Source organism: Psychrobacter sp. CLB018, assembly GCF_041222815.1.
In the GTDB taxonomy this organism is placed as follows: domain Bacteria; phylum Pseudomonadota; class Gammaproteobacteria; order Pseudomonadales; family Moraxellaceae; genus Psychrobacter; species Psychrobacter faecalis.
Window position 1 is genome coordinate 463,413 of sequence record NZ_CP166085.1, and the last position, 19,562, is coordinate 482,974.

The window sequence follows — 19,562 nt, forward strand, 5'->3', positions numbered from 1 at the left end:
CAGAGGCTTCGCAAAATTTATCCCAGCAGTCCTGTAACATTTCTAAATTAAAACTACTATGAAAGGGCGCATAAAAAAGGACGATAAGCATGAAACTCTCGTACCCAGACCACGTCAGAATCGTTGATGTTAGTCCACGTGATGGCCTGCAAAATGAGTCCATGACGGTACCGACTGCAGTTAAACAAAGGCTGATCAACGATTTAATCGCAGCAGGCGTCAAAAAGCTCGAGGCGACCAGTTTTGTTTCGCCTAAATGGGTGCCGCAAATGGGTGATAATAGCGCGCTACTTGACGCGCTAGCACCTACACGTCAGACGGAGGTGTGCTACTCAGTCCTAGTGCCCAATATGCGCGGTTTTGAAAATGCCATCGTCCATCGTCCTGATGAAATCGTTATCTTTGGCTCAGCCAGTGAAACCTTTAGCCAAAAAAACATCAATTGTAGTATCGATGAGAGCATTGAGCGTTTCGCGCCCGTTGCCGCTGCGGCAAAAGCGCAGGGTATCAAAGTGCGCGGCGTCATCTCTTGCACAGTCGGTTGCCCTTATGAAGGCGAGATTGCTCCTAGCCAAGTGGCTTATGTGACCAAGCGTTTGGTTGAGATTGGCGCTGAGCAGATTGGTATTGCCGATACGATTGGTGTTGGTACACCGCTAAAAGTACAGCGCGCCCTGCAAGCCGCATTAGAATACGCTGATATCAGCATGCTATCAGGTCATTTTCATGATACTTATGGTCAAGCCGTAAGTAATACCTTAGCTGCCTTACAAATGGGTGTTAGCGAATTTGATACCTCAGTGGCTGGGCTTGGCGGCTGTCCGTATGCCAAAGGCGCAACGGGCAATGTCGCCACCGAAGATGTCGTTTATATGCTGCACGGTATGGGTATCAGTACGGGTATTGATTTGGATAAATTGGTCGTGGCTGGCGAGCGTATCAGTGAATTCTTGGGTCGCCGCAATGGTTCAAGCGTGGCGCGTGCGTTGATTAATAAACGTCAGTCTTAACTAAAAAATAAAGCCAGTCATAAGCTAAATGAATAGAAATAAATGAACAGAAATAAATGGATAGATAGCTGGTATAAATTTTTGAAGCCTCTGGAGTGACGCAGGCGCACAGCAAGCGATAAAAATTTGTACCAGCTATATGGTCTCTTTTTAAATAGATCTAAATTTTTAAGAAATTAAACATCAAAATACAAGGAATGGTTATGAGTTTACCTGGATTAAATTTTCAGCTTGGCGAAGATATCGACGCCTTACGTGATGTGGTACAACAGTTTGCAGCGAAAGAAATTGCCCCGCGTGCAAGCGAAATCGACAGTAGCGATGAGTTCCCAATGGATTTATGGCAAAAAATGGGCGAGCTCGGTCTGCATGGCATTACCGTTCCAGAAGAGTACGGCGGTTCTGATATGGGTTATGTCGCTCATATGGTGGCGATGGAAGAGATTAGCCGAGCCTCTGCTTCTGTGGCGTTAAGTTATGGGGCGCATTCTAACCTGTGTATCAACCAAATTAAACGTAATGGTTCAGAGGAACAAAAGCAAAAATATCTACCCAAGCTGATTAGTGGAGAATTCATTGGTGCATTAGCGATGAGTGAGCCGGGCGCTGGTTCAGACGTAGTGAGTATGAAGCTTAAAGCCGAAGAAAAAGACGGACATTATGTGTTAAACGGTAGCAAAATGTGGATTACCAATGGCCCAGATGCTGACGTAATGGTGGTTTATGCCAAGACCAATCCAGAGCTTGGCGCAAAAGGTATGACCGCCTTTATCGTTGAAAAAGGTATGAAGGGCTTTGGTACAGCGCAAAAGCTCGATAAGCTTGGCATGCGCGGTAGTCATACCGGTGAGATGACTTTTGATAATGTTGAAGTGCCCAAAGAAAATATCTTGGGCGGCGTTGGTGAAGGTGTCAAAGTACTGATGAGCGGGCTTGATTATGAGCGCGCGGTACTCGCCGCAGGTCCTATCGGTATCATGCAAGCGGTGATGGATAACGTCGTGCCTTATATTCATGATCGCAAGCAGTTTGGGCAAGCAATTGGTGAATTTCAGCTTATCCAAGGTAAAGTCGCCGATATGTATACCATCCTGCAAGCGGGACGCAGCTTCTTATATACGGTCGGTAAAAATCTCGATATGCTCGATCAACGCGGCGCCGGTCATAGCCGCGAAGTACGTAAAGATTGCGCCAGCGTGATTTTATGGTGTGCGGAAAAAGCCACGTGGATGGCAGGCGAGGGCATCCAAATCTTTGGCGGTAACGGCTATACCAATGAATATCCACTTGGTCGCTACTGGCGTGATGCCAAGCTGTATGAAATCGGCGCGGGCACCAGTGAAATTCGTCGTATGCTAATCGGCCGTGAGCTATTTAACGAGACTAAGTAGAAATTATAGAATGTTCTTTATATACTAAACTCTTGCTCATGGGCTAATTTTTTCTTGCTTGCTGTTCGCAGGCGTGACAGAGGTTGCAAAAAAATCATCCCATAAGCACCTAGCATCGCTTTTAAATCGAATAAACTAAAAATAAAAAAGCAGGTCGCTTAAAACGGCCTGCTTTTTTTATTTATACAAACGTTCAAAACACTATGTCTGTTTGCTATGGTCAAAATAACGGGCCAGACCATTTAATAATAAATCATCGCGCATACGCACCGAACGATTGATATGTTGCGCAATGATATGCGCATCACCGCCGGTCATGATGAGCTCAAAGTTTGGATAACGGTTACTGATTTCATTAATCGCGCCAACGATGGACAACATAATGCCGCGATGGACGGCGTCTTTTGTGTTGATGCCGGGGCTCACGCTATCAAAAGTGCCACTAGAAATCGTGATTTGCTTGGTACCAGAAAATAACGACTCACGTTGCAGATAGATGCTGGGGAAAATATAACCGCCTAAATGCTCAGCGTGATCAATCAAATCAATCGTCACCGCCGTGCCACAGCCAATCACACACTGGCGTTTTTTCTTATCCACCGCGCCTAGCATCTGTAGCCAGCGATCGCAGCCGAGCTGTTCGTCATCATAGGCGCTTTGCATCAAGGCATGCTCAGCATCGACGTGGACAAATTCGAACGGAATATTTAGGCGGCTCAAGGTTTCAGATACTTTTACATTTAAGTCATCGCCCAATACCGAGGAAATTCCAATAAAATCCGGCGCATAACGCGCAAAACGATCGGTCAGACCCATGAGCAGTTCGGCAGGCGCTTGCAAGTGCTGCTTGGCATCGTGCGCAACTATCTGCCCGATATCATCGGTGAGCCAGTATTTAAGACGGGTATTGCCAAGATCTAACCAGAGCATAAAAATCCCTTTATATAGTGCTCGTTCAGTATGGTTTTTTTTAGGTATGGTATTTTAAAGGTTTAAGCGTCGCCAATCACGTCAATGCGACCGGTAAAAAGCGCAGAAATCTTACCGTTATATTCACGCAATTGCAAACATCCATGTGTATCAAGACCGCATGCATAACCGGTCAGCGTCTCGATATTGCCGTTGTAGTCTTGGGTGACGCGCAAACGCAGCCCTGCCAATGCATCCATTGCGTCAAACTGCGCCAAAAAACTGTCCAAATAATAACGCTGGCCGGTTGGCTTTTCCAATCCTAAATACTCAAAGCGGGTCATCGCTGCTATTAAAGCTTCACTCATTTGCTGATAAAGCGTTTTTAGGTCTGGAAGTGAAATAGGCGGCGCTTTTGGCTCAAGCATGGCACAAATATCTCGTAAGCTAATCGCCTGATAACTCATACCCTCGCAAGTTTGCGCAGTGAGCTTAGGCGTGGCTTGCACGTTTAGACCCACGCCCATCACCACGCCGACCAATTTTCCTGTCTTCGTTACGGGTTCTATTAAAATGCCAGCAAGCTTATGAAAGGGTAGGGTTTGTTTGGTAGATTCAAGCGGCTTTAAAGCAGCGTCATTCGATTTAGGTTCAGATTGTTTTTGAAATGAATGCTGCTGCGAATATTGCTTTGAATAAAAGCCCAAATCATTGGCCCATTTTACCCCGATTGTTGCCAAGCCTTGCGCGCGCAATTGTTCGTTTAGCATTTGAATTACAGGCATTTTTGCCAGTTCAACGCCGATAATCAGCGACAATAAACCGCTAATCGGCATGTGCACGGGATGATATAACGACAGGTAGACATTGCCGCGCGGCGACTGCCATGAGCGCCCATGTTGTCCGCGTCCAGCACTTTGGGTTTCCGCTGTTAGTAGATGCATCTCGGCTGCATTCAGGCGGCCGTTTTGCAGCGCAGTTATCAGCTCACTATTGGTCGAGCCGCTACTGGCAAGGTGGCGATGGTTAAGCTTAGGTAAATGCTCAAGCTCTAATGACTCCAATGACTCAAAAGGTTGGGCAGACAAAGCGTCAGATGATGGATTAAATGGCGGCATAATAAGTTTCGTCGATGGAGTAAATTGGCGTGGATAAACTTTGATATACTGAGCGATTGTTGCTCATTACCAATACAAAACAAACAGCATAAAGGTCGGATTATGATTTAGCAAATGCGATTGAGCAGGTAATGTTCGAGTGACTATACAATTAGATGGTTATACGATTTTAATAAAAAAGACGCAGGATAAAAGGCCGATTTAATGATGTTATATGTGTGGTTTGTGGTTGCAGGGGCGTTTGCGGGTGTCAGCGCCGGATTATTTGGCGTTGGTGGCGGCATGATTATCGTACCCGCATTGGTTTGGATTTTTACCGCCTATCATTTTTCACCCGAAGTGGTCACCCATTTGGCGATTGGCACCTCACTGGCGACAATTGTGGTGACCTCTATAAGCTCACTGACTGCCCATAATAAGCGCGGCGGCGTACGCTGGGAAGTGTGGCGCAAAATGGCGTTGGGCTTGGTCATTGGCAGCTTGGTTGGTGCCGGTATCGCCGATATGATTGACGGAAAAGTCTTGCAAGCCATCATCGGTGTCGGGGCGCTATTGGTCGCCTTAAAAATGCTATTTTTATCTAACAAAGAACAATTAGGCAAGCCGTTACCGTCAACTGGCATTCAGTTTGGCGCAGGGACAGGGATTGGTTTGGCGTCGTCTATTTTTGGCATTGGCGGTGGTAGTTTGACCGTGCCGTTTTTAAACTGGGCAGGATTGCCGATGAAACAATCGGTCGGTACGTCTGCTGCTTGCGGTTTGCCCATTGCCGTCGCTGGTGCGATAGGCTTTGCCTGGTTCGGTCAAGACGTGGTCAACCTGCCTGAGGGCACAATAGGCTTTGTCCATATCACGGGCTTTTTATGCATATCTGTCGCTAGCTTTGCGATGGCAAAGGTCGGCGCCAAGCTTGCCCATGTATTGCCCGCGCTGACGCTTAAGCGTGCTTTCGGCGTATTGTTATTATTTGCTGGCGGGCAATTATTGTTAAGTGGGATTGGGGTGATTTAAGCTAAAGCCTATCTCCTATCAATCGCATCAAGCCCCAAACGCATCCACTTTCTGGCGAGCTCATCATGGTCGCTGAGCATACTCCATAGCGCATCTTCACTAAAGATTGAGTACGCTTGACCCGAGTGCTCAATCGGCAGATCCGCTTCACGGTCTGTCATCCATTGCGGGTTGAGATAGTACTTTTTCAACTCGTTTTGCAAGGCTTCAGCGCGCAAAAACTGCTGCTGCGCCTCAAGCTGCTTACGATGCAGCTCACACCATTCTTCATATTTTTGCTGTAATTCTTGCGGATTATATTTTTCAAAATTGTCTTCAGTCATTGTCATGGCCTTAATTGTTATTATTTAAATGCATCATGCAAATTTTCACCACTATTATAGCATCCTTCACAAACCCTAAAAACTCGTCACAATTTGCGGTAGAATAGCCGCCTGTTTTTGCTAAGTTTATCGATTCTCCATGCGCCTAAAATCTCTCAAGCTGGCAGGCTTTAAATCCTTTGCCAATCCAACCACTTTTACCTTCCGTCATGGTATCACCGCCATCGTCGGGCCAAACGGCTGCGGCAAATCCAACGTCATTGATGCCATTCGCTGGGTATTGGGCGAAACTTCCGCCAAGCAATTACGCGGCGGGGCGATGAGTGATGTCATCTTTGCCGGCACGCAAGATAAAGCGGCCAAAAGTGTTGCCAGCGTCGAGCTGACCTTTGAGCATACGCAAGACGAGCAGACGGGGATTCGCCATGAATTTAATCTCTATCACGAGCTGTCTGTCCGCCGTCAGGTAAATTTAGAGGGACGCTCGGACTACTTTATCAATGGTACTCGCTGTCGCCGCCGTGATGTGGTCGATGTGTTCTTGGGCACAGGGCTTGGCGCGCGCAGTTATGCGGTCATCGAGCAAGGTATGATTGGGCGTATTGTCGAGTCTAGCCCGCTACAATTACGTGAATTTATCGAAGAGGCCGCTGGTGTTTCGCGCTATCAAGCGCGCCGTGAAGAGACGCAAAAGAAACTTGAGAAAACCCAGGATAATTTAGCCCGTCTGCACGATATGCAAAGCGAGCTGGTGAGCCAACAAAAACGCTTGTCTAAACAAGCGGCCAGTGCCGAGCGTTATGAAGAGTTAGCCTTGACGCTTGCTGATATCAAGCAGCAACTTGCCATTCAACAGCTTTACCAAGCAAAGCATCATCAGCAGCAGCAAAAAATCGCTCATGAGCGCAGCGTTAGTGAAGTTGCTGTTTTACAAGCCAGTTATGAAGCGCTAAAAGCCAAACAAGACAAGCTTGCGGCTCATATCAATCAAGAGCAGTGGCTAAAAGACGATGCCCAAAGCAACCACTATCAGCAGCAGCTAAGCTATCAACAAGCGGAGCATCAATTAGGCGATGCCAAATCACAATTAAACGTTATTGCACAGCAGCTTACCAGTTTAGAGCAGCAGCGTCAGCAAGCGGTGAGTGAAATTGAGCGCTTAAAAACCGAGCAAGCCGAGCAGCAAAATATATTAGAAGAGTTGCGCCCACAGCTAATTGAGCTAACCAATAAACGCGATTCGCATAAACGCAATGAACAACCGTTGCAGCGCGCTTACCATGATGCGCAAAATAAGCTGTTCCGCTTGCAAGATAATGCGCGTACGCTTGAGCAGCAGCAAGCGATTAATAACCAAGCACAAAAACGCCAGCAGCAAAACCATGAGAAATGGCAGCGCCGCCAGCAGAACTGGCAAAATCTCTGGCAGCAATTACAACAGTCGCTATCACCAGTCGAAAGTGCTGGTTTGCAAAATGACGCTGATACGAAAAGTTTACAGCAGACGTTAAATGCACAAGTGACTGAGCTCAATAAACAGTTGCAGCAGATTGAGCGCCAACAAGACAGCGTGGATGAGCGCCTATCCGAGCTACAACCGCAAGCGCATCAGTTACAGCAGCGTCTAAACACGCAGCAGCGTGATTTGAGTGAGGATGAAAAACGTCACGCGGTCTTGGCAGGTGAATACGACACCTTGCATCAAATATTACATCCGAAGCCTTTATCAAAAAACCAGCTGCCTATTCATCATGCCAAAACCGCCGATTTAAACAATGATTTAGGAAACGAATTATCGATTACCACCTTGCGTGAGCAGATTGAGTTAAGTGCCAAAGGGCAGCAGCATGCCGAGCTACTCGATAGTGTGTTGGCGTTATGGTTGGATAGCCATGTGCTGATTTCTAAGCAGTCAAGCGATAAAAAGATTAATGACAATTCTCAAAAAGCTGATAGTTTATGGCAAGCGCTCGAGCAGGATTTAACAGATTTATTTACTTATCAAACCACGCAAAACGAGAACGACAATTCAAAGAATAAATCGCAGCTAGAAAATGGTCATAGTCTATGGCTACCTGCTAAGCAAAATGTTAAAAATTCAAAGCTATTTATCGGTGATTTGTCAGACAATTTAACGGATAAAGTCTTGTCATTATCAGCGCTGATTACTGCACCAAATTTAGCGTTGTGGCAGCACTGTTATCTATATACCGCGCAACCTGAAATTAATACTCAGCAAAGGTTAGAAGACTTGACTGAGATTTTAAAAGTGTTGCCATCATCCGCTATTTTACTAACCTCGGACGGCTGGATTATCAGTCGTCAGGGTACGACTAATTTGAGCAAATTTGCTGGCGCGCAAAATGGTCAAAACGATAGCAATAATCGGTTTTTAAGCCAGCGTTTGCAGCAACGCAGCCGTTTACAAGCGTTAGAAGATTTACTTGATGAGTTCGAGACTAAAATACAAGAGCAGCAAAAGGCGATTGCTAATAATCAACGCAACTATGATGCCCTAATAACGGTCAGCTTAGAGGAAACGCGCGCGCAAGCTGAGCAATTAATCCGCGATAAGCATCAATACCAGCAACAGCTGACCACCAAGCGCGCCAATGCAGAACGCCTACAAGCGGACAGTCAACGCCTCAATGCTGACAAAGTTGCCCTTGAGCAGGAACAGCAAGAGCTTGAGCAAGAACAGCAGACCCTAACTCATGAGCAGCAGCATATCCAAAGTGAGATAGCAGCGCTAACACCGCAAATAGCCGATGCGCGTTTATTAAGTCAGCAATTACAGTCCGAGCGCAGTGAGCTAAATCGTGCGCGGCAGGTAGATGATGACGCTTGGCAAGCAATGCAGCTGCGTATTCAGCAGAGCGAGATGCGCTTAGAGCATAGTGTCAGCAGTCTTGCTCGGGCAACTGCGCAGCATGAAAAGTCGCTGCAAAACGAGCACAGTTTAAAAACGCGTCATGAACAGCAGCAAGCTAAGCTGCCAGTACTGCAAGCAGCATTACAAATTGCGCAAAGCGCGCGCGATGAGCAGCAGGCAGTATTAACCACACGCGAAACGGCATTAACAGCGCTTAAAGAGGAATATAATCAGCAGCAAGTTGAGCTAGATACGCTACAAGATACCTTGCAAATGCAGCAATCTGAGCTTGCCGGTCTTGCCACTGAGCTGGCATTAAGCGCTGCAAAATTAGAGGATGCCAGCAGCCATACCCAAGAAGCGCTAGAGGCTTATTACAAGATCAGCCATAAATATCAAAGGCAGTCGGACATAGCTCAGCCGCAGCAGCAGCAACAAGTGATGAGCGTCTCAAATTTATTGGCGGATTTTATCGCCCATGATCGCCGCGTCCGCCCAGACAAAATCTCAGAATTAGAATCTGAACGCGCGAAGCTTGAGCAGCAATTAAGTAAAATTGGCGCGGTCAATCTCGCCGCAGTAGCAGAATTGGCAGAAGTTAATGAGCGCTTAGAGCCACTTGCGCAGCAAACAGCAGATATTGCCGCCAGTATGCAGACCTTGACGGAAGCGATTGCCTCAATTGATGAAACCACCAAGACGCTATTTATGCAGACACTCGATGCGGTCAATAACGAGCTTGCCAATTTATTTGCTAAAGTCTTTGGTGGCGGGCAAGCAAGCTTAACGCTTAATACGGACGAGATGCCTGCCAATGCGCCAAAGTCAGAACAGTGGCGGGCAGGGTTGACCTTAATGGCACAGCCAAAAGGTAAGCGCAATAGTCGCCTTGCGGTACTGTCGGGTGGCGAAAAAACATTGACCGCGCTTAGCTTAATTTTTGCGATATTTAAGCAGCATCCGGCACCATTTTGTGTGCTCGATGAAGTCGATGCACCGCTTGATGATGCCAACGTCGCCCGCTTTACCAGCTTGATAAATGAGTTGGCAGATGATTTGCAGTTTATTTTTATCAGTCATAATAAGCTGACGATGCAAATTGCTGATGAGTTAAAAGGCGTCACCATGCCAAGCGCAGGTATTTCTACCTTGGTCAGCGTCTCGCTTGATGAGGCAGCAAATTACCTTTCTGATTAAGAGCGGCCGAGTAGCAAAATAATTAATAACGGCAAGCGCTTGTCAGTGGTATAGTTAGGGCAAGCATTTAAAGTCAGGCGAATAGTTAGACAATTCGTCAGTGAAGGCTTCAGGGCCAATGATAAACGCTGACTATATGGTGACGATATGCATTAGCCATGCTAGACTATTGCCATTTCTTCGCACTTGTACTCTCCCTTTTGTCATATATTAGGATGTATTTCTCATGACCGCTATCCAGTTTATCTTGATCGCCATTGCCGCATTTATCGTGCTTGCAGGGCTATTTATGGTCATTCGCAGCTTTAAACGGCGCAAAACTGCTGAGGCTGCCGCGGTCAATTATGATAAAAACGGTATTCCCATTATTCCGCGTCATGAGCGCAATATCGTCGAGCAGCCAGACTTGGATGATACGGTCGCAGGCGAAACCAGCATCGCCCCTGATCGCAGTTATCTCAATGCCGTGGTTGAAGAAGAGCCATTGACCCAATCTCATAGCAATGTCGATGCCCAACTAACTGCTGCCCGCCATGATAGTAATGAGGATAATAGCGTGGTAGATGAGGTTGATTTTGCCCGCTGGCAAGAGGAGCAGCAGCGAGCAGACAACAGCGAGTTTACCGAAGCGGCTGAGCAGATGCATATCGAGCAAGAGCCGGACGCGTTTTCCAGCCTCATGTCAGCGACTGACAGTTTGATGCCAGTCATTGATACCGCTGACGAGCCAAGCTTTGATAATAATAGCCCAATCCTCGATCAGCATCTCTCAGAGCCAGTTGATGAAGCGCAAAACGGTCCGTTAATTAATGCCAAAGACAATATCAATATCACTATTTTGCCGCATCAGTATCGCGACCGCCCAGCAGCAGTAATTCGTGGGCGTGATTTGCTGGCGTTAGTGGATAAATATGGTTTGCGTTATGGGGCGATGAATATGTTCCATCGCTATGAGCAAAAAGACGGCACCGGCATGCTGTGGTTTAGCATGATGGGCATTACCGATAGTGGCATCGCGCCTTTTGACCCGCATAGCGTGGCGACCAATACCTATAATGGTGTGGTGCTCTTTTTATCGCTGCCGCATCCGCAAGCGCTACGCAGCTTTGACAGTATGATGAGTATTGCCTATATGATGGCAAGCGATTTGGACGCTGTGATGCTTGACGAAGACAATGACCCCATTACCCCAGAATATAAACAGCAATTGCGTAACCAAGTTCGCGATTATGAAGGGTAAAATCTGAATAGATAAACGGTTAAAATTATTCCTAAAGTATTGTAAAAGGCAAATAGCGCTTGACGTTATTTGCCTTTTTTAATTTTTAACTTTTGATTGCAAAGCATTGCATTCGCCTGATTCTCTATAAATTTAGTTTTCTATAAACCTAGTTCTCTACAGAAGCGGCTCTCTACAGAATCGGTTTTCAACAAAATAATATCCGACTAACCTGCAAACTTGTTATCATATCGGCATCTTGAATTGCAAAAAAAAGACGCCGACTATGACTGATCCTATCGCACCGCTTACCTCTAAAGACATGAATAAAGACAGTAATACTGCACAATCTGCAAGCAATGATGCTGCAATCGTTACCCAAATGCGCACGCTTATTGATAATTTAAAAACGCATAATTATGCCTATTATGTGCTCGACAATCCCATCTTAGAAGACAGCGAATACGATCAGCTGCGGCGCTCTTTATTGGAGCTTGAAGAGGCGTACCCTGATTTAATACAGCCCGATAGCCCAATCAATCAAGTTGGCGATACGCCGCTATCCGCCTTTACCCAAGTCAGGCACGACGTACCCATGCTATCGCTTGGCAATGTTTTTGATTATGACGAGCTGCATGGCTTTATGCGCCGCGTCAATGATCGTCTCAATGACGCGCAGAAAAATCCTGAATACGAAATTGAGCTAAAGCTTGATGGCTTGGCGGTGTCGCTCAAATACGAGTATGGAAAGTTTGTGCAAGCGGTGACACGTGGTGATGGGCAAACCGGCGAGGATATCACCCAAAATGCCAAAACCATTCGTAATCTACCGCTTTGGCTTACGGCGGCAAGCGAGATTCCATTATTAGAAGTACGCGGTGAAGTACTGATGCCAAAAGCAGGTTTTGAGCGTCTAAATCGCCTAGCAGAAGAAAAGGGTGATAAAACCTTTGCCAATCCTCGTAATGCCGCCGCTGGTAGCTTACGTCAGCTTGACCCCGCTATTGCTGCTAGCCGTCCGCTGGCCTTTTATTGTTATTCAGTCAATCAAGGTTTACCTGAAAATATAGAAACTCAATCAGCCGCCTTAGCTTGGCTTGGTGACATAGGTTTTAGCGTCAGCGCGGTGAGAGTGGTAAAAAACCCACGCGAAGCACAAGCCTATTATGAGTCGATGATTGAAACCCGTAGTAAGCTGCCGTTTGAAATCGATGGCATGGTGATTAAGGTTAATAACTTGGCATTGCAGCAACAGCTTGGCTTTTTATCGCGTGAGCCGCGCTGGGCAACGGCGTATAAATTCCCTGCCGAAACGGTGATGACGCGTCTAAATGATATCGAATGGCAAGTTGGACGTACGGGGCAAATTACCCCAGTTGGTAAGTTAGAGCCAGTCAAAGTCGGCGGCGTTACCGTCAGCAATGTCACCTTGCATAACTTTGGTGAAATTCAGCGCTTAGACGTGCGCGCAGGCGATATGGTCAGCGTCCACCGTGCAGGGGATGTCATTCCCAAAGTCACCCGCGTTTGGGTTGATCAACGTCCAGCAGATTCAGAGCCGGTTAAATTGCCAGCGATTTGCCCTGTCTGCGACTCGCCTGTGGTCTTGCCTGAAGGTGAAGCGTTGGCACGCTGTACGGGCGGATTGTTTTGTCCCGCGCAGCAGCAAGAAGCCCTCATTCATTTTGTCTCACGCCGGGCGATGGATATCGATGGCTTAGGCGCAAGTTGGTTGATTAGCTTTTTTGAGCACGGTTTGGTCAAGACCGTCGCCGATATCTATCAGTTACATAAACATCAAGACGAGCTGATTACGCTTGAAAAACTAGGGGAGAAATCGGTAAAAAACATCCTCAGCGCCATTGAAACCAGCAAACAGACGACGCTGGCGCGCTTTATCTATGCGCTTGGTATTCGCGGCGTCGGTGAAACCACGGCGCAGAATTTGGCACAGCAATTTGGCGAACTTGATCGTCTGATGGCAGCAGATATCGACAAGCTCCTGCAAACGCCTGACGTCGGTGCGATTACCGCCGAGCTTATCCATGAATTCTTCCGCGCTCCGCATAATATCGAAGTCATCACCGCACTGCGCGAAGCGGGCGTACACTGGGATAAGGTTGAACAAGTAGCGTCAGAAGGCTTGCCACTCGATGGGCAAACATGGGTCATTACGGGCGCCCTTGATAGCATGGCACGCGATGAGGCCAAAGCCAAACTGCAAGCGCTCGGTGCCAAAGTCTCAGGCAGCATCTCGGCAAAAACTACGGCGCTACTGGCAGGTGATAAGGCTGGCTCGAAGCTCACCAAAGCTGAAAAACTGGGTGTGAAAGTGGTGGGTGAGGATGAGTTTTTGGCGTTGGTTGCGAAGTAGGTAAAGTCCTTACCATTAAAAGAGGAAAAAGACAGAAACGGAAAAGCATGGCCTCAGCATTGAGTTCTTTCAAAATGGACAAATATGCGGGTCATGAGCCGTTATCCTTTAATGATTCACACGGTGCTCGTCCCTCGCCCAAGAGCTTGCATCGTAATAAAGTTTACCTATAGGATTGATGATATGGAAAGTTTTGTTAAAGCACTAGAACTATCTTTAATTTCTAAAAACTGGTATTCAGTATTGTTTCTCTGCCTAACTTTGCCAGATATCTGCGGTAAGGTTGACTACCCTGATGCAGGCTCAAAACAACGTACTATCAATTGGTTTAAGAAATATATAGAACCCAGTTATACAATAACATCCTGTGGCTCAGATAGAGTTTTTCTAAGTGGTGCAGATTTTTATGCTTTAAGATGTGCATTACTACATGAGGGTCAGGACGATATTTCTACTCAGAAAGCTAGAGAAGTGTTAGAAAAATTTAAATTTGTCCAACCTTTGCATCAAGGTATTCATATACATAACAATATGTTGAACAATACCTTGCAGTTGCAAGTTGATCAGTTTGGAAAAGACGTTTTAAATGCGGTTAAAGAATGGTTGAAAGATATAGAAAATGACGTAGCTAAAATGTCTAAAACTAAAAGTATGCTTTCAATACAAATGCTAGATCTAGCAAAGGGTTTTTCAATATAATTAAATAATATATGATCAAGGCATATTATAATCAGCACCATTTTTGGGTATTTTCCAAAAACATTGTAAGTGGGCAGGTAATGGATATAGGATGCGCTAGGCGCACTAGATAAAATAAATTACTCTAATAAATTCGGTTAAACTATAGTCTATGGTAGCAATCTTCAAGAAGCATCTAGTATTCTATTTCACCACCTCTCCATGTCCTTTAACCTCACCTTTCTTACTATCCGGCTGAATCACGATAGGCAATACCAATCCTTTCGCAAAGTCATCGGACAGCACATAATCATAGCTACTGGCAGCGATATCAGGCGTAGTATGAATGATAAGTTTCATCTCTTTGTCATCGGTTAGCTCGTGCGAAGTATAGGTTTCGCTAAGCTGATCGAGTACTTTCGAGAGCGCTTCATTGCTTGCCATACTCACGGTCAGATTGTGCTGCGCGGTGGCATTATCCACACCGAAATACTCCGCATAATCGCGCACATTTTGGCTATCAAGCGCAAACGGATACTCATAATTGGCAGGGTCAACAGCTTTTTCGCCGCTTGCGACCAATGACCAGTCGATAGTATGCACGTCTGCTGCTTCAGGTGTTTGCGTAGTAGAAGATGTAGCAGTGTCATTAGAATCGTTGGCGCTATTATCGCAGCTCGTTAGTGCCGCCAAGCCTATGCTAGCCATTATCATCATACTTATGAAGCGCTTAACCATCGAACTATCCTTTTATTATTGATTATCATGCAATTGTTATCAGCGCTATTTTGCCAGTTTTCGCGTTGCTTCTCTAGCATAATAAAATAAAGCGTTGGCGAGTGCAGTTTTAAATTTCCAGCCATAAAAAAACAGCCACCGTTCGATGACTGTTTATATTGTTGCTAGATTGAACAATGATAGGTTTATCATTATTAATGCACGATTAAACCAAAATCATTATCTGCCTATTTGGCAGTTTACTTGATATTCTTTACCGTTTGCCCATTTCATTGCAAGGATACCTTTGTCTTCTTTCATGTGCCAAGCATAGACTACTTCTGGGTTTGACTCATTGACATAGCTTGCCGTATCACCTTGGACGCCGCCATTTAGAATGATAGGTTGGTCGGCCCAGTTTACTTTAGGTAAAGTCGCATTTAGCATAACTTGTTTTTTATTGATTGACTGTTTTGCCAAGATTTTGCTGTCATCGGTACAGGTATAAGGGGCTGGCGCCATACGGTCATAGGCGACATCGGTCACGCTTTCTGACGCAGGGGTCTTGTTTGGTGTGGTAGGTGCGGTGGTCGCACAGGCACTAAGTAGCGCTAGAGCAGGTAGGGCAACAGCAACTTTGGTTAGGGTATTCATGGCATTCTCCAAAAATTTAAAAATTAGCAGGTATTTTTTGACTATGCTTTTTCTAATCGTGCGCTTTTTAACGGCGCCTTATGCATATAGCGCCTATGTTAACGAAAAGACTTTCTAGAGAATGTTAGAAATTGTTTGTTACATGTTCGTTAAGTTACTTAAACACTGGTTAATGTAACGCTGACCTTAATAGCTTTTGTAAAATAACTATAGTGGATGAAAAATAATATCGATGCATTACGCACTGCTGATATCAATTTTTCTTGCTTGCTGTGCCTACGCAGACAGAGGCTACAAAAAATTGATATCAGCAATACCGCCGCGTTTTTAGGATATTTTGACTATAAGCTCAAACAGTTATTTAAAAAGACCAATATATTTAATGGGCAAAACATAAAAAAGCGCCTATCGACTGCTGAGCTGATAGGCGCTTTAATTTGGGCATGGTTAAGACAAAAAAACGTTAACAGCTGCTTAACTGTTTCGTATTGAACTATTTAGTCTTACGCGGTGGCAGACCTGTATGCTGTGTTTGGAAGTTGCCTTTACAGACTTTTTTGTGATTTTTGCTCGATGTGCTTTTACCCGAGGTGTTTTTTGCAGCGTTAGGACTATTATTACTGCGTTTCACTGAGTCATTGCCCAAGCGACTGTTCTTTTTACGCGCCGATTGATAGCTGTCTTGCGCGGCATCGCGACCTTCTAAACTGGCGTTAAATGGCGGGATTAAGCAGCCGCGACCTTTACCAATCAAATCCCCACGTCCCATATCTTGCAGCGCTTTACGCAGCATGACCCAGTTTTTTGGGTCGTGGTAGCGCAAGAAAGCTTTATGCAGTTTACGCTGCTTGCCAGACTTGACGATATCCATATCGCCCTCACTGCGACTCACTTTGTGCAGTGGGTCTTTATGCGTATGGTACATGGTGGTCGCGGTCGCCATCGGGCTAGGATAAAACGCCTGCACTTGGTCAGCGCGGTAGCCATGACTTTTTAGCCACAGCGCAAGATTCATCATATCCTCGTCCCTAGTGCCGGGGTGAGCGGCGATAAAGTACGGAATCAGATATTGCTCTTTGCCGGCCTCTTGGCTGTACTGCTCAAACATGGCTTTGAATTTATCGTAGTTGCCCATGCCAGGCTTCATCATTTTTGACAGCACCGCTTCTTCAGAGTGCTCAGGGGCAATCTTTAGATAACCGCCAACATGATGGCTGACCAATTCTTTGACGTATTCAGGGTCTTTAATCGCCAAGTCATAACGCAAACCTGAGGCGATAAGAATCTTTTTCACGCCTTTGATATCACGCGCTTTACGGTATAGCTGGGTCAAATTACTATGATCGGTAATCAAGTTATCGCAGACGTCAGGATAGACACAAGACGGCTTACGGCAGTTCTTCTCTATCGTCTCGTCTTTACAGTTGAGGCGATACATATTGGCGGTCGGACCACCAAGGTCAGAGATAACGCCGGTAAAATTTGGCGCCGTATCACGAATCGCTTCGACTTCACGCAAGATAGACTCTTCTGAACGATTTTGGATAATACGGCCTTCATGCTCAGTGATTGAACAAAACGTACAACCGCCAAAACAGCCGCGCATGATATTGACCGAAAATTTAATCATGTCATAAGCAGGGATGCGCGCATCACCATAGCTTGGATGCGGCAGACGCGCGTACGGCAAATCAAAGACGTAATCCATCTCTTCGGTTGAGAGTGGAATCGGTGGCGGATTGAGCCAAACGTCAATCGAGGTATGCGAGTTACCAGCGCCGCTACTATGACGTTGCACCAAGGCACGCGCGTTACCCGGATTGGTTTCAAGATGTAAGATACGGTTGGCATGCGCGTACAAAACTGGGTCAGCTTTGACGTGCTCATAATCAGGCAGGCGAATGACCGTTTGCTCACGCGGCGGCATTTTAAGTTTATGTTTACGTGCGGTTTGTGGTTTATCAAAGCCGCGCATTTGCACCACTTGCGTATCTTCATCGACTTGCTCAGCATTTAAGACTTTATTGGTCACGGGTTCGGCGACAAAGCCTTGATACTGCTTCACATATTGGGCTGACATGCCTGTCATTGCTGACGTAGCTTGTCCAACGGGTGAGGGGCTAGTCTTATCTTGCTCGATTGAGCATTGATCAACGTCTTCAGTCATGACATACGGGTTGATAATGGGATCAACGCGGCCAACGGTATCGACGTCATTACTGGCAACCTCGGTCATGCCCGCTTGCCAATGACGGCGTGTCGGGGTCAATAAGTACGCCGTACCGCGCAAACTGCTCATTTGTTCAAAGGTGTAACCTTTTGATAAACCATGCACCACATCGACGATGGCACGCTCAGCATTACCATAAAGTAAGACATCAGCGCGCGCATCCATCAAGATACTGCGGCGGACTTTGTCTGACCAATAATCATAATGGGCGATACGGCGCAAACTGCCTTCGATTCCGCCCAAAATAATCGGCACATCGGGATAAGCTTCGCGGCAGCGCTGGCTATAGACGATCGCGGCGCGGTCAGGACGTTTGTCAGCCACGTTACCGGGCGAATAGGCATCATCGCTACGGATTTTTCGGTCGGCGGTATAGCGGTTAATCATGCTATCCATGTTGCCAGCGGTCACGCCATAGGCATAGACCGGTTTGCCAAGTTCCATAAAGGCATCTTTGCTTTTCCAATCTGGCTGGGCAATGATACCGACGCGAAAGCCTTGCGCTTCTAATAAGCGTCCGATAATCGCCATGCCAAAACTTGGATGGTCGACATAAGCATCGCCCGAGATGATGATGACATCACAGGCATCCCAGCCCAAATCGTCCATTTCTTTGCGGCTCATTGGCAAATAAGGCGCAGGCTCGTAGCAGCTCGCCCAATGTTTGTCGTAGTCGTAAAGTGGTTTGGTGCCTTGTTTAAAGGCGGTACGGGCGATGGTATCGGCAGACATGAGCGGACCTGTTAATTAAAAAAGTGGCACTAAAAAAGCCGTTATCGTTATTTATAAACAACGGCTTATTTAAAAGCGCTCATTTTAACATGAATAATGCTCAGGATGTGATAAACGCTGATAAAGGATTAGCGATAAGTTATTGATAGCGTAAGATAATCTATAGTTAAGAAGGATTATTAAACGTTAACAACCCTTCTTTGTTTATGTATAAATTAAACTAAAAAATTTATTGATCCAATAGTTGAAAGGGAAAGGTAACGACATCAAAGGCTAGGGCGAAAGGTAATAGCACCAGCTTTTGCGCGGTATTGGCACCGCTACGAGACACTTGTTGTTGCTGATTTTGAGTATAAAAACTGACGGTATAAGGTTTGCTTAAAGCGCGGTAATTAGATTGAATTAAGCTTAAATTACTCACTTGCGGATAGATAGCGCCTTTAACAGGCACGCTAAAGCAAAAGCGCTGGGCATTGATACGTAGGTCGCTGGCTGAAGTACAGTCGCGGCCATTATTTTGCAAAAAGAATTGATAATCTGAGCGCTGGAATTCATCTTTTAACTTGGCATACGACAATTTCATTTCACCCTGAAAATAGCCATCATTATTGGGCACAAAAAAACTCATGTCGTTATCGACATGGATATTTTTTGGCGTCAGATTGCTTAATAAGCCAATCATTTCCGTCCCGCCTTGGGTCAGCACATAGCTATTCTTTTCACCGACGATGACCATGGTGGCGTTGGGCGTTTTTGGTAATGCTTGGGCAGGACGGCCAAAGGCGACAATTTGGTCTTCAGACAAGATTTGCTTGCTAGCTTTGCTGCTGACGTGATTGTTACTTTCTAATAAAGAGCTGGTGGCGCAGCCTGAGCTGGCAAGCAATGCCGCAAGTGATGCGCCTGTTAATAACATCTTTGGATTGAATAACTTCGATAGGGTCTGAGCATTCTTATTGGTATCGCTAGGCGGTATCTTTTTACTCATTATCAGGCTTCCTTGTCTGCTATACGGTTGATAGTTTATCTAGCATTTAATGCCAAACATTCGTTGCTATCGTACCTTTTTTAGCGATGGCTTATCCACTCTTATTGATGATAAAAATTGCATGGGCTTTGTAGCTGTT

14 protein-coding genes are annotated in these 19,562 nt (G+C 46.0%); 7 read left to right on the forward strand and 7 right to left on the reverse strand.

The features are described 5' to 3' along the window. Positions 1-89: 89 nt before the first annotated feature. A complete protein-coding gene (locus AB8P72_RS02055) occupies positions 90-1,010 on the forward strand; it encodes a hydroxymethylglutaryl-CoA lyase (RefSeq protein ID WP_193031098.1) in 921 nt (306 codons plus the stop codon). A 203-nt stretch (positions 1,011-1,213) separates the two neighbouring features. Continuing rightward, positions 1,214-2,401 carry an isovaleryl-CoA dehydrogenase gene (locus tag AB8P72_RS02060; protein WP_193031096.1) on the forward strand — a complete coding sequence of 396 codons (1,188 nt, stop codon included), beginning with the start codon at positions 1,214-1,216 and terminating at the stop codon, positions 2,399-2,401. A gap of 201 nt (positions 2,402-2,602) precedes the next feature. Here the strand turns inward: AB8P72_RS02060 and AB8P72_RS02065 are convergent, their stop codons facing one another. Further along, positions 2,603-3,331 carry a pantothenate kinase gene (locus AB8P72_RS02065; protein WP_193031095.1) on the reverse strand — a complete coding sequence of 243 codons (729 nt, stop codon included), beginning with the start codon at positions 3,329-3,331 and terminating at the stop codon, positions 2,603-2,605. Positions 3,332-3,393: 62 nt separating this feature from the next. Continuing rightward, positions 3,394-4,428 carry a biotin--[acetyl-CoA-carboxylase] ligase gene (locus tag AB8P72_RS02070; RefSeq protein ID WP_193031093.1) on the reverse strand — a complete coding sequence of 345 codons (1,035 nt, stop codon included), beginning with the start codon at positions 4,426-4,428 and terminating at the stop codon, positions 3,394-3,396. Positions 4,429-4,635: 207 nt separating this feature from the next. Between AB8P72_RS02070 and AB8P72_RS02075 the strand changes: the two genes are divergently transcribed. Next, the gene (locus tag AB8P72_RS02075) at positions 4,636-5,439 is read left to right on the forward strand and encodes a sulfite exporter TauE/SafE family protein (RefSeq protein ID WP_305935722.1); all 804 of its coding nucleotides are present in this window, start codon (positions 4,636-4,638) and stop codon (positions 5,437-5,439) included. 8 nt (positions 5,440-5,447) lie between these two features. On the opposite strand, the gene AB8P72_RS02080 is transcribed toward AB8P72_RS02075, so the two are convergent. Further along, positions 5,448-5,762, reverse strand: coding sequence for a DUF4298 domain-containing protein (locus tag AB8P72_RS02080; RefSeq protein ID WP_193031088.1), 315 nt, complete (start codon positions 5,760-5,762; stop codon positions 5,448-5,450). A gap of 139 nt (positions 5,763-5,901) precedes the next feature. Here AB8P72_RS02080 and AB8P72_RS02085 point away from each other — a divergent pair, with 139 nt between their 5' ends. The 4 genes from AB8P72_RS02085 (at position 5,902) to AB8P72_RS02100 (ending at position 14,123) form a co-directional block, all read left to right on the forward strand. Further along, on the forward strand, positions 5,902-9,831 hold the full coding sequence (locus tag AB8P72_RS02085; protein WP_193031086.1) for an AAA family ATPase: 3,930 nt from the start codon (positions 5,902-5,904) through the stop codon (positions 9,829-9,831). Positions 9,832-10,057: 226 nt separating this feature from the next. Continuing rightward, the gene (locus AB8P72_RS02090) at positions 10,058-11,071 is read left to right on the forward strand and encodes a cell division protein ZipA C-terminal FtsZ-binding domain-containing protein (protein WP_193031085.1); all 1,014 of its coding nucleotides are present in this window, start codon (positions 10,058-10,060) and stop codon (positions 11,069-11,071) included. A gap of 265 nt (positions 11,072-11,336) precedes the next feature. Further along, positions 11,337-13,424, forward strand: coding sequence for an NAD-dependent DNA ligase LigA (gene ligA / locus AB8P72_RS02095; RefSeq protein WP_193031083.1), 2,088 nt, complete (start codon positions 11,337-11,339; stop codon positions 13,422-13,424). A gap of 183 nt (positions 13,425-13,607) precedes the next feature. Beyond that, entirely contained in the window at positions 13,608-14,123 is a 516-nt protein-coding gene (locus AB8P72_RS02100; RefSeq protein WP_193031081.1) for a hypothetical protein, read from the forward strand. A gap of 183 nt (positions 14,124-14,306) precedes the next feature. Here AB8P72_RS02100 and AB8P72_RS02105 read toward each other — a convergent pair whose 3' ends face one another. The 4 genes from AB8P72_RS02105 to AB8P72_RS02120 form a co-directional block, all read right to left on the reverse strand. Beyond that, positions 14,307-14,810, reverse strand: a complete 504-nt coding sequence (locus tag AB8P72_RS02105; protein WP_226928844.1) for a hypothetical protein — start codon at positions 14,808-14,810, stop codon at positions 14,307-14,309. A 249-nt stretch (positions 14,811-15,059) separates the two neighbouring features. Then, complete coding sequence (locus AB8P72_RS02110) at positions 15,060-15,473, reverse strand: hypothetical protein (RefSeq protein WP_144297539.1); 414 nt, start codon at positions 15,471-15,473, stop codon at positions 15,060-15,062. Positions 15,474-15,966: 493 nt separating this feature from the next. Then, positions 15,967-18,435, reverse strand: a complete 2,469-nt coding sequence (locus tag AB8P72_RS02115) for a YgiQ family radical SAM protein (RefSeq protein ID WP_193031077.1) — start codon at positions 18,433-18,435, stop codon at positions 15,967-15,969. Between the two features lie 229 nt (positions 18,436-18,664). Continuing rightward, entirely contained in the window at positions 18,665-19,423 is a 759-nt protein-coding gene (locus AB8P72_RS02120; protein WP_226928843.1) for a hypothetical protein, read from the reverse strand. Between the last annotated feature and the right edge of the window lie 139 nt (positions 19,424-19,562).

Coding starts and splice junctions, on each gene's coding strand:
- AB8P72_RS02105 (WP_226928844.1), bottom strand. CDS start 14,810: ATGGCTAGCATAGGCTTGGCGGCACTAACGAGCTGCGATAATAGCGCC.
- ligA (WP_193031083.1), top strand. CDS start 11,337: ATGACTGATCCTATCGCACCGCTTACCTCTAAAGACATGAATAAAGAC.
- AB8P72_RS02080 (WP_193031088.1), bottom strand. CDS start 5,762: ATGACTGAAGACAATTTTGAAAAATATAATCCGCAAGAATTACAGCAA.
- AB8P72_RS02065 (WP_193031095.1), bottom strand. CDS start 3,331: ATGCTCTGGTTAGATCTTGGCAATACCCGTCTTAAATACTGGCTCACC.
- AB8P72_RS02075 (WP_305935722.1), top strand. CDS start 4,636: ATGTTATATGTGTGGTTTGTGGTTGCAGGGGCGTTTGCGGGTGTCAGC.
- AB8P72_RS02115 (WP_193031077.1), bottom strand. CDS start 18,435: ATGTCTGCCGATACCATCGCCCGTACCGCCTTTAAACAAGGCACCAAA.
- AB8P72_RS02055 (WP_193031098.1), top strand. CDS start 90: ATGAAACTCTCGTACCCAGACCACGTCAGAATCGTTGATGTTAGTCCA.
- AB8P72_RS02120 (WP_226928843.1), bottom strand. CDS start 19,423: ATGAGTAAAAAGATACCGCCTAGCGATACCAATAAGAATGCTCAGACC.
- AB8P72_RS02085 (WP_193031086.1), top strand. CDS start 5,902: ATGCGCCTAAAATCTCTCAAGCTGGCAGGCTTTAAATCCTTTGCCAAT.
- AB8P72_RS02110 (WP_144297539.1), bottom strand. CDS start 15,473: ATGAATACCCTAACCAAAGTTGCTGTTGCCCTACCTGCTCTAGCGCTA.
- AB8P72_RS02100 (WP_193031081.1), top strand. CDS start 13,608: ATGGAAAGTTTTGTTAAAGCACTAGAACTATCTTTAATTTCTAAAAAC.
- AB8P72_RS02070 (WP_193031093.1), bottom strand. CDS start 4,428: ATGCCGCCATTTAATCCATCATCTGACGCTTTGTCTGCCCAACCTTTT.
- AB8P72_RS02090 (WP_193031085.1), top strand. CDS start 10,058: ATGACCGCTATCCAGTTTATCTTGATCGCCATTGCCGCATTTATCGTG.
- AB8P72_RS02060 (WP_193031096.1), top strand. CDS start 1,214: ATGAGTTTACCTGGATTAAATTTTCAGCTTGGCGAAGATATCGACGCC.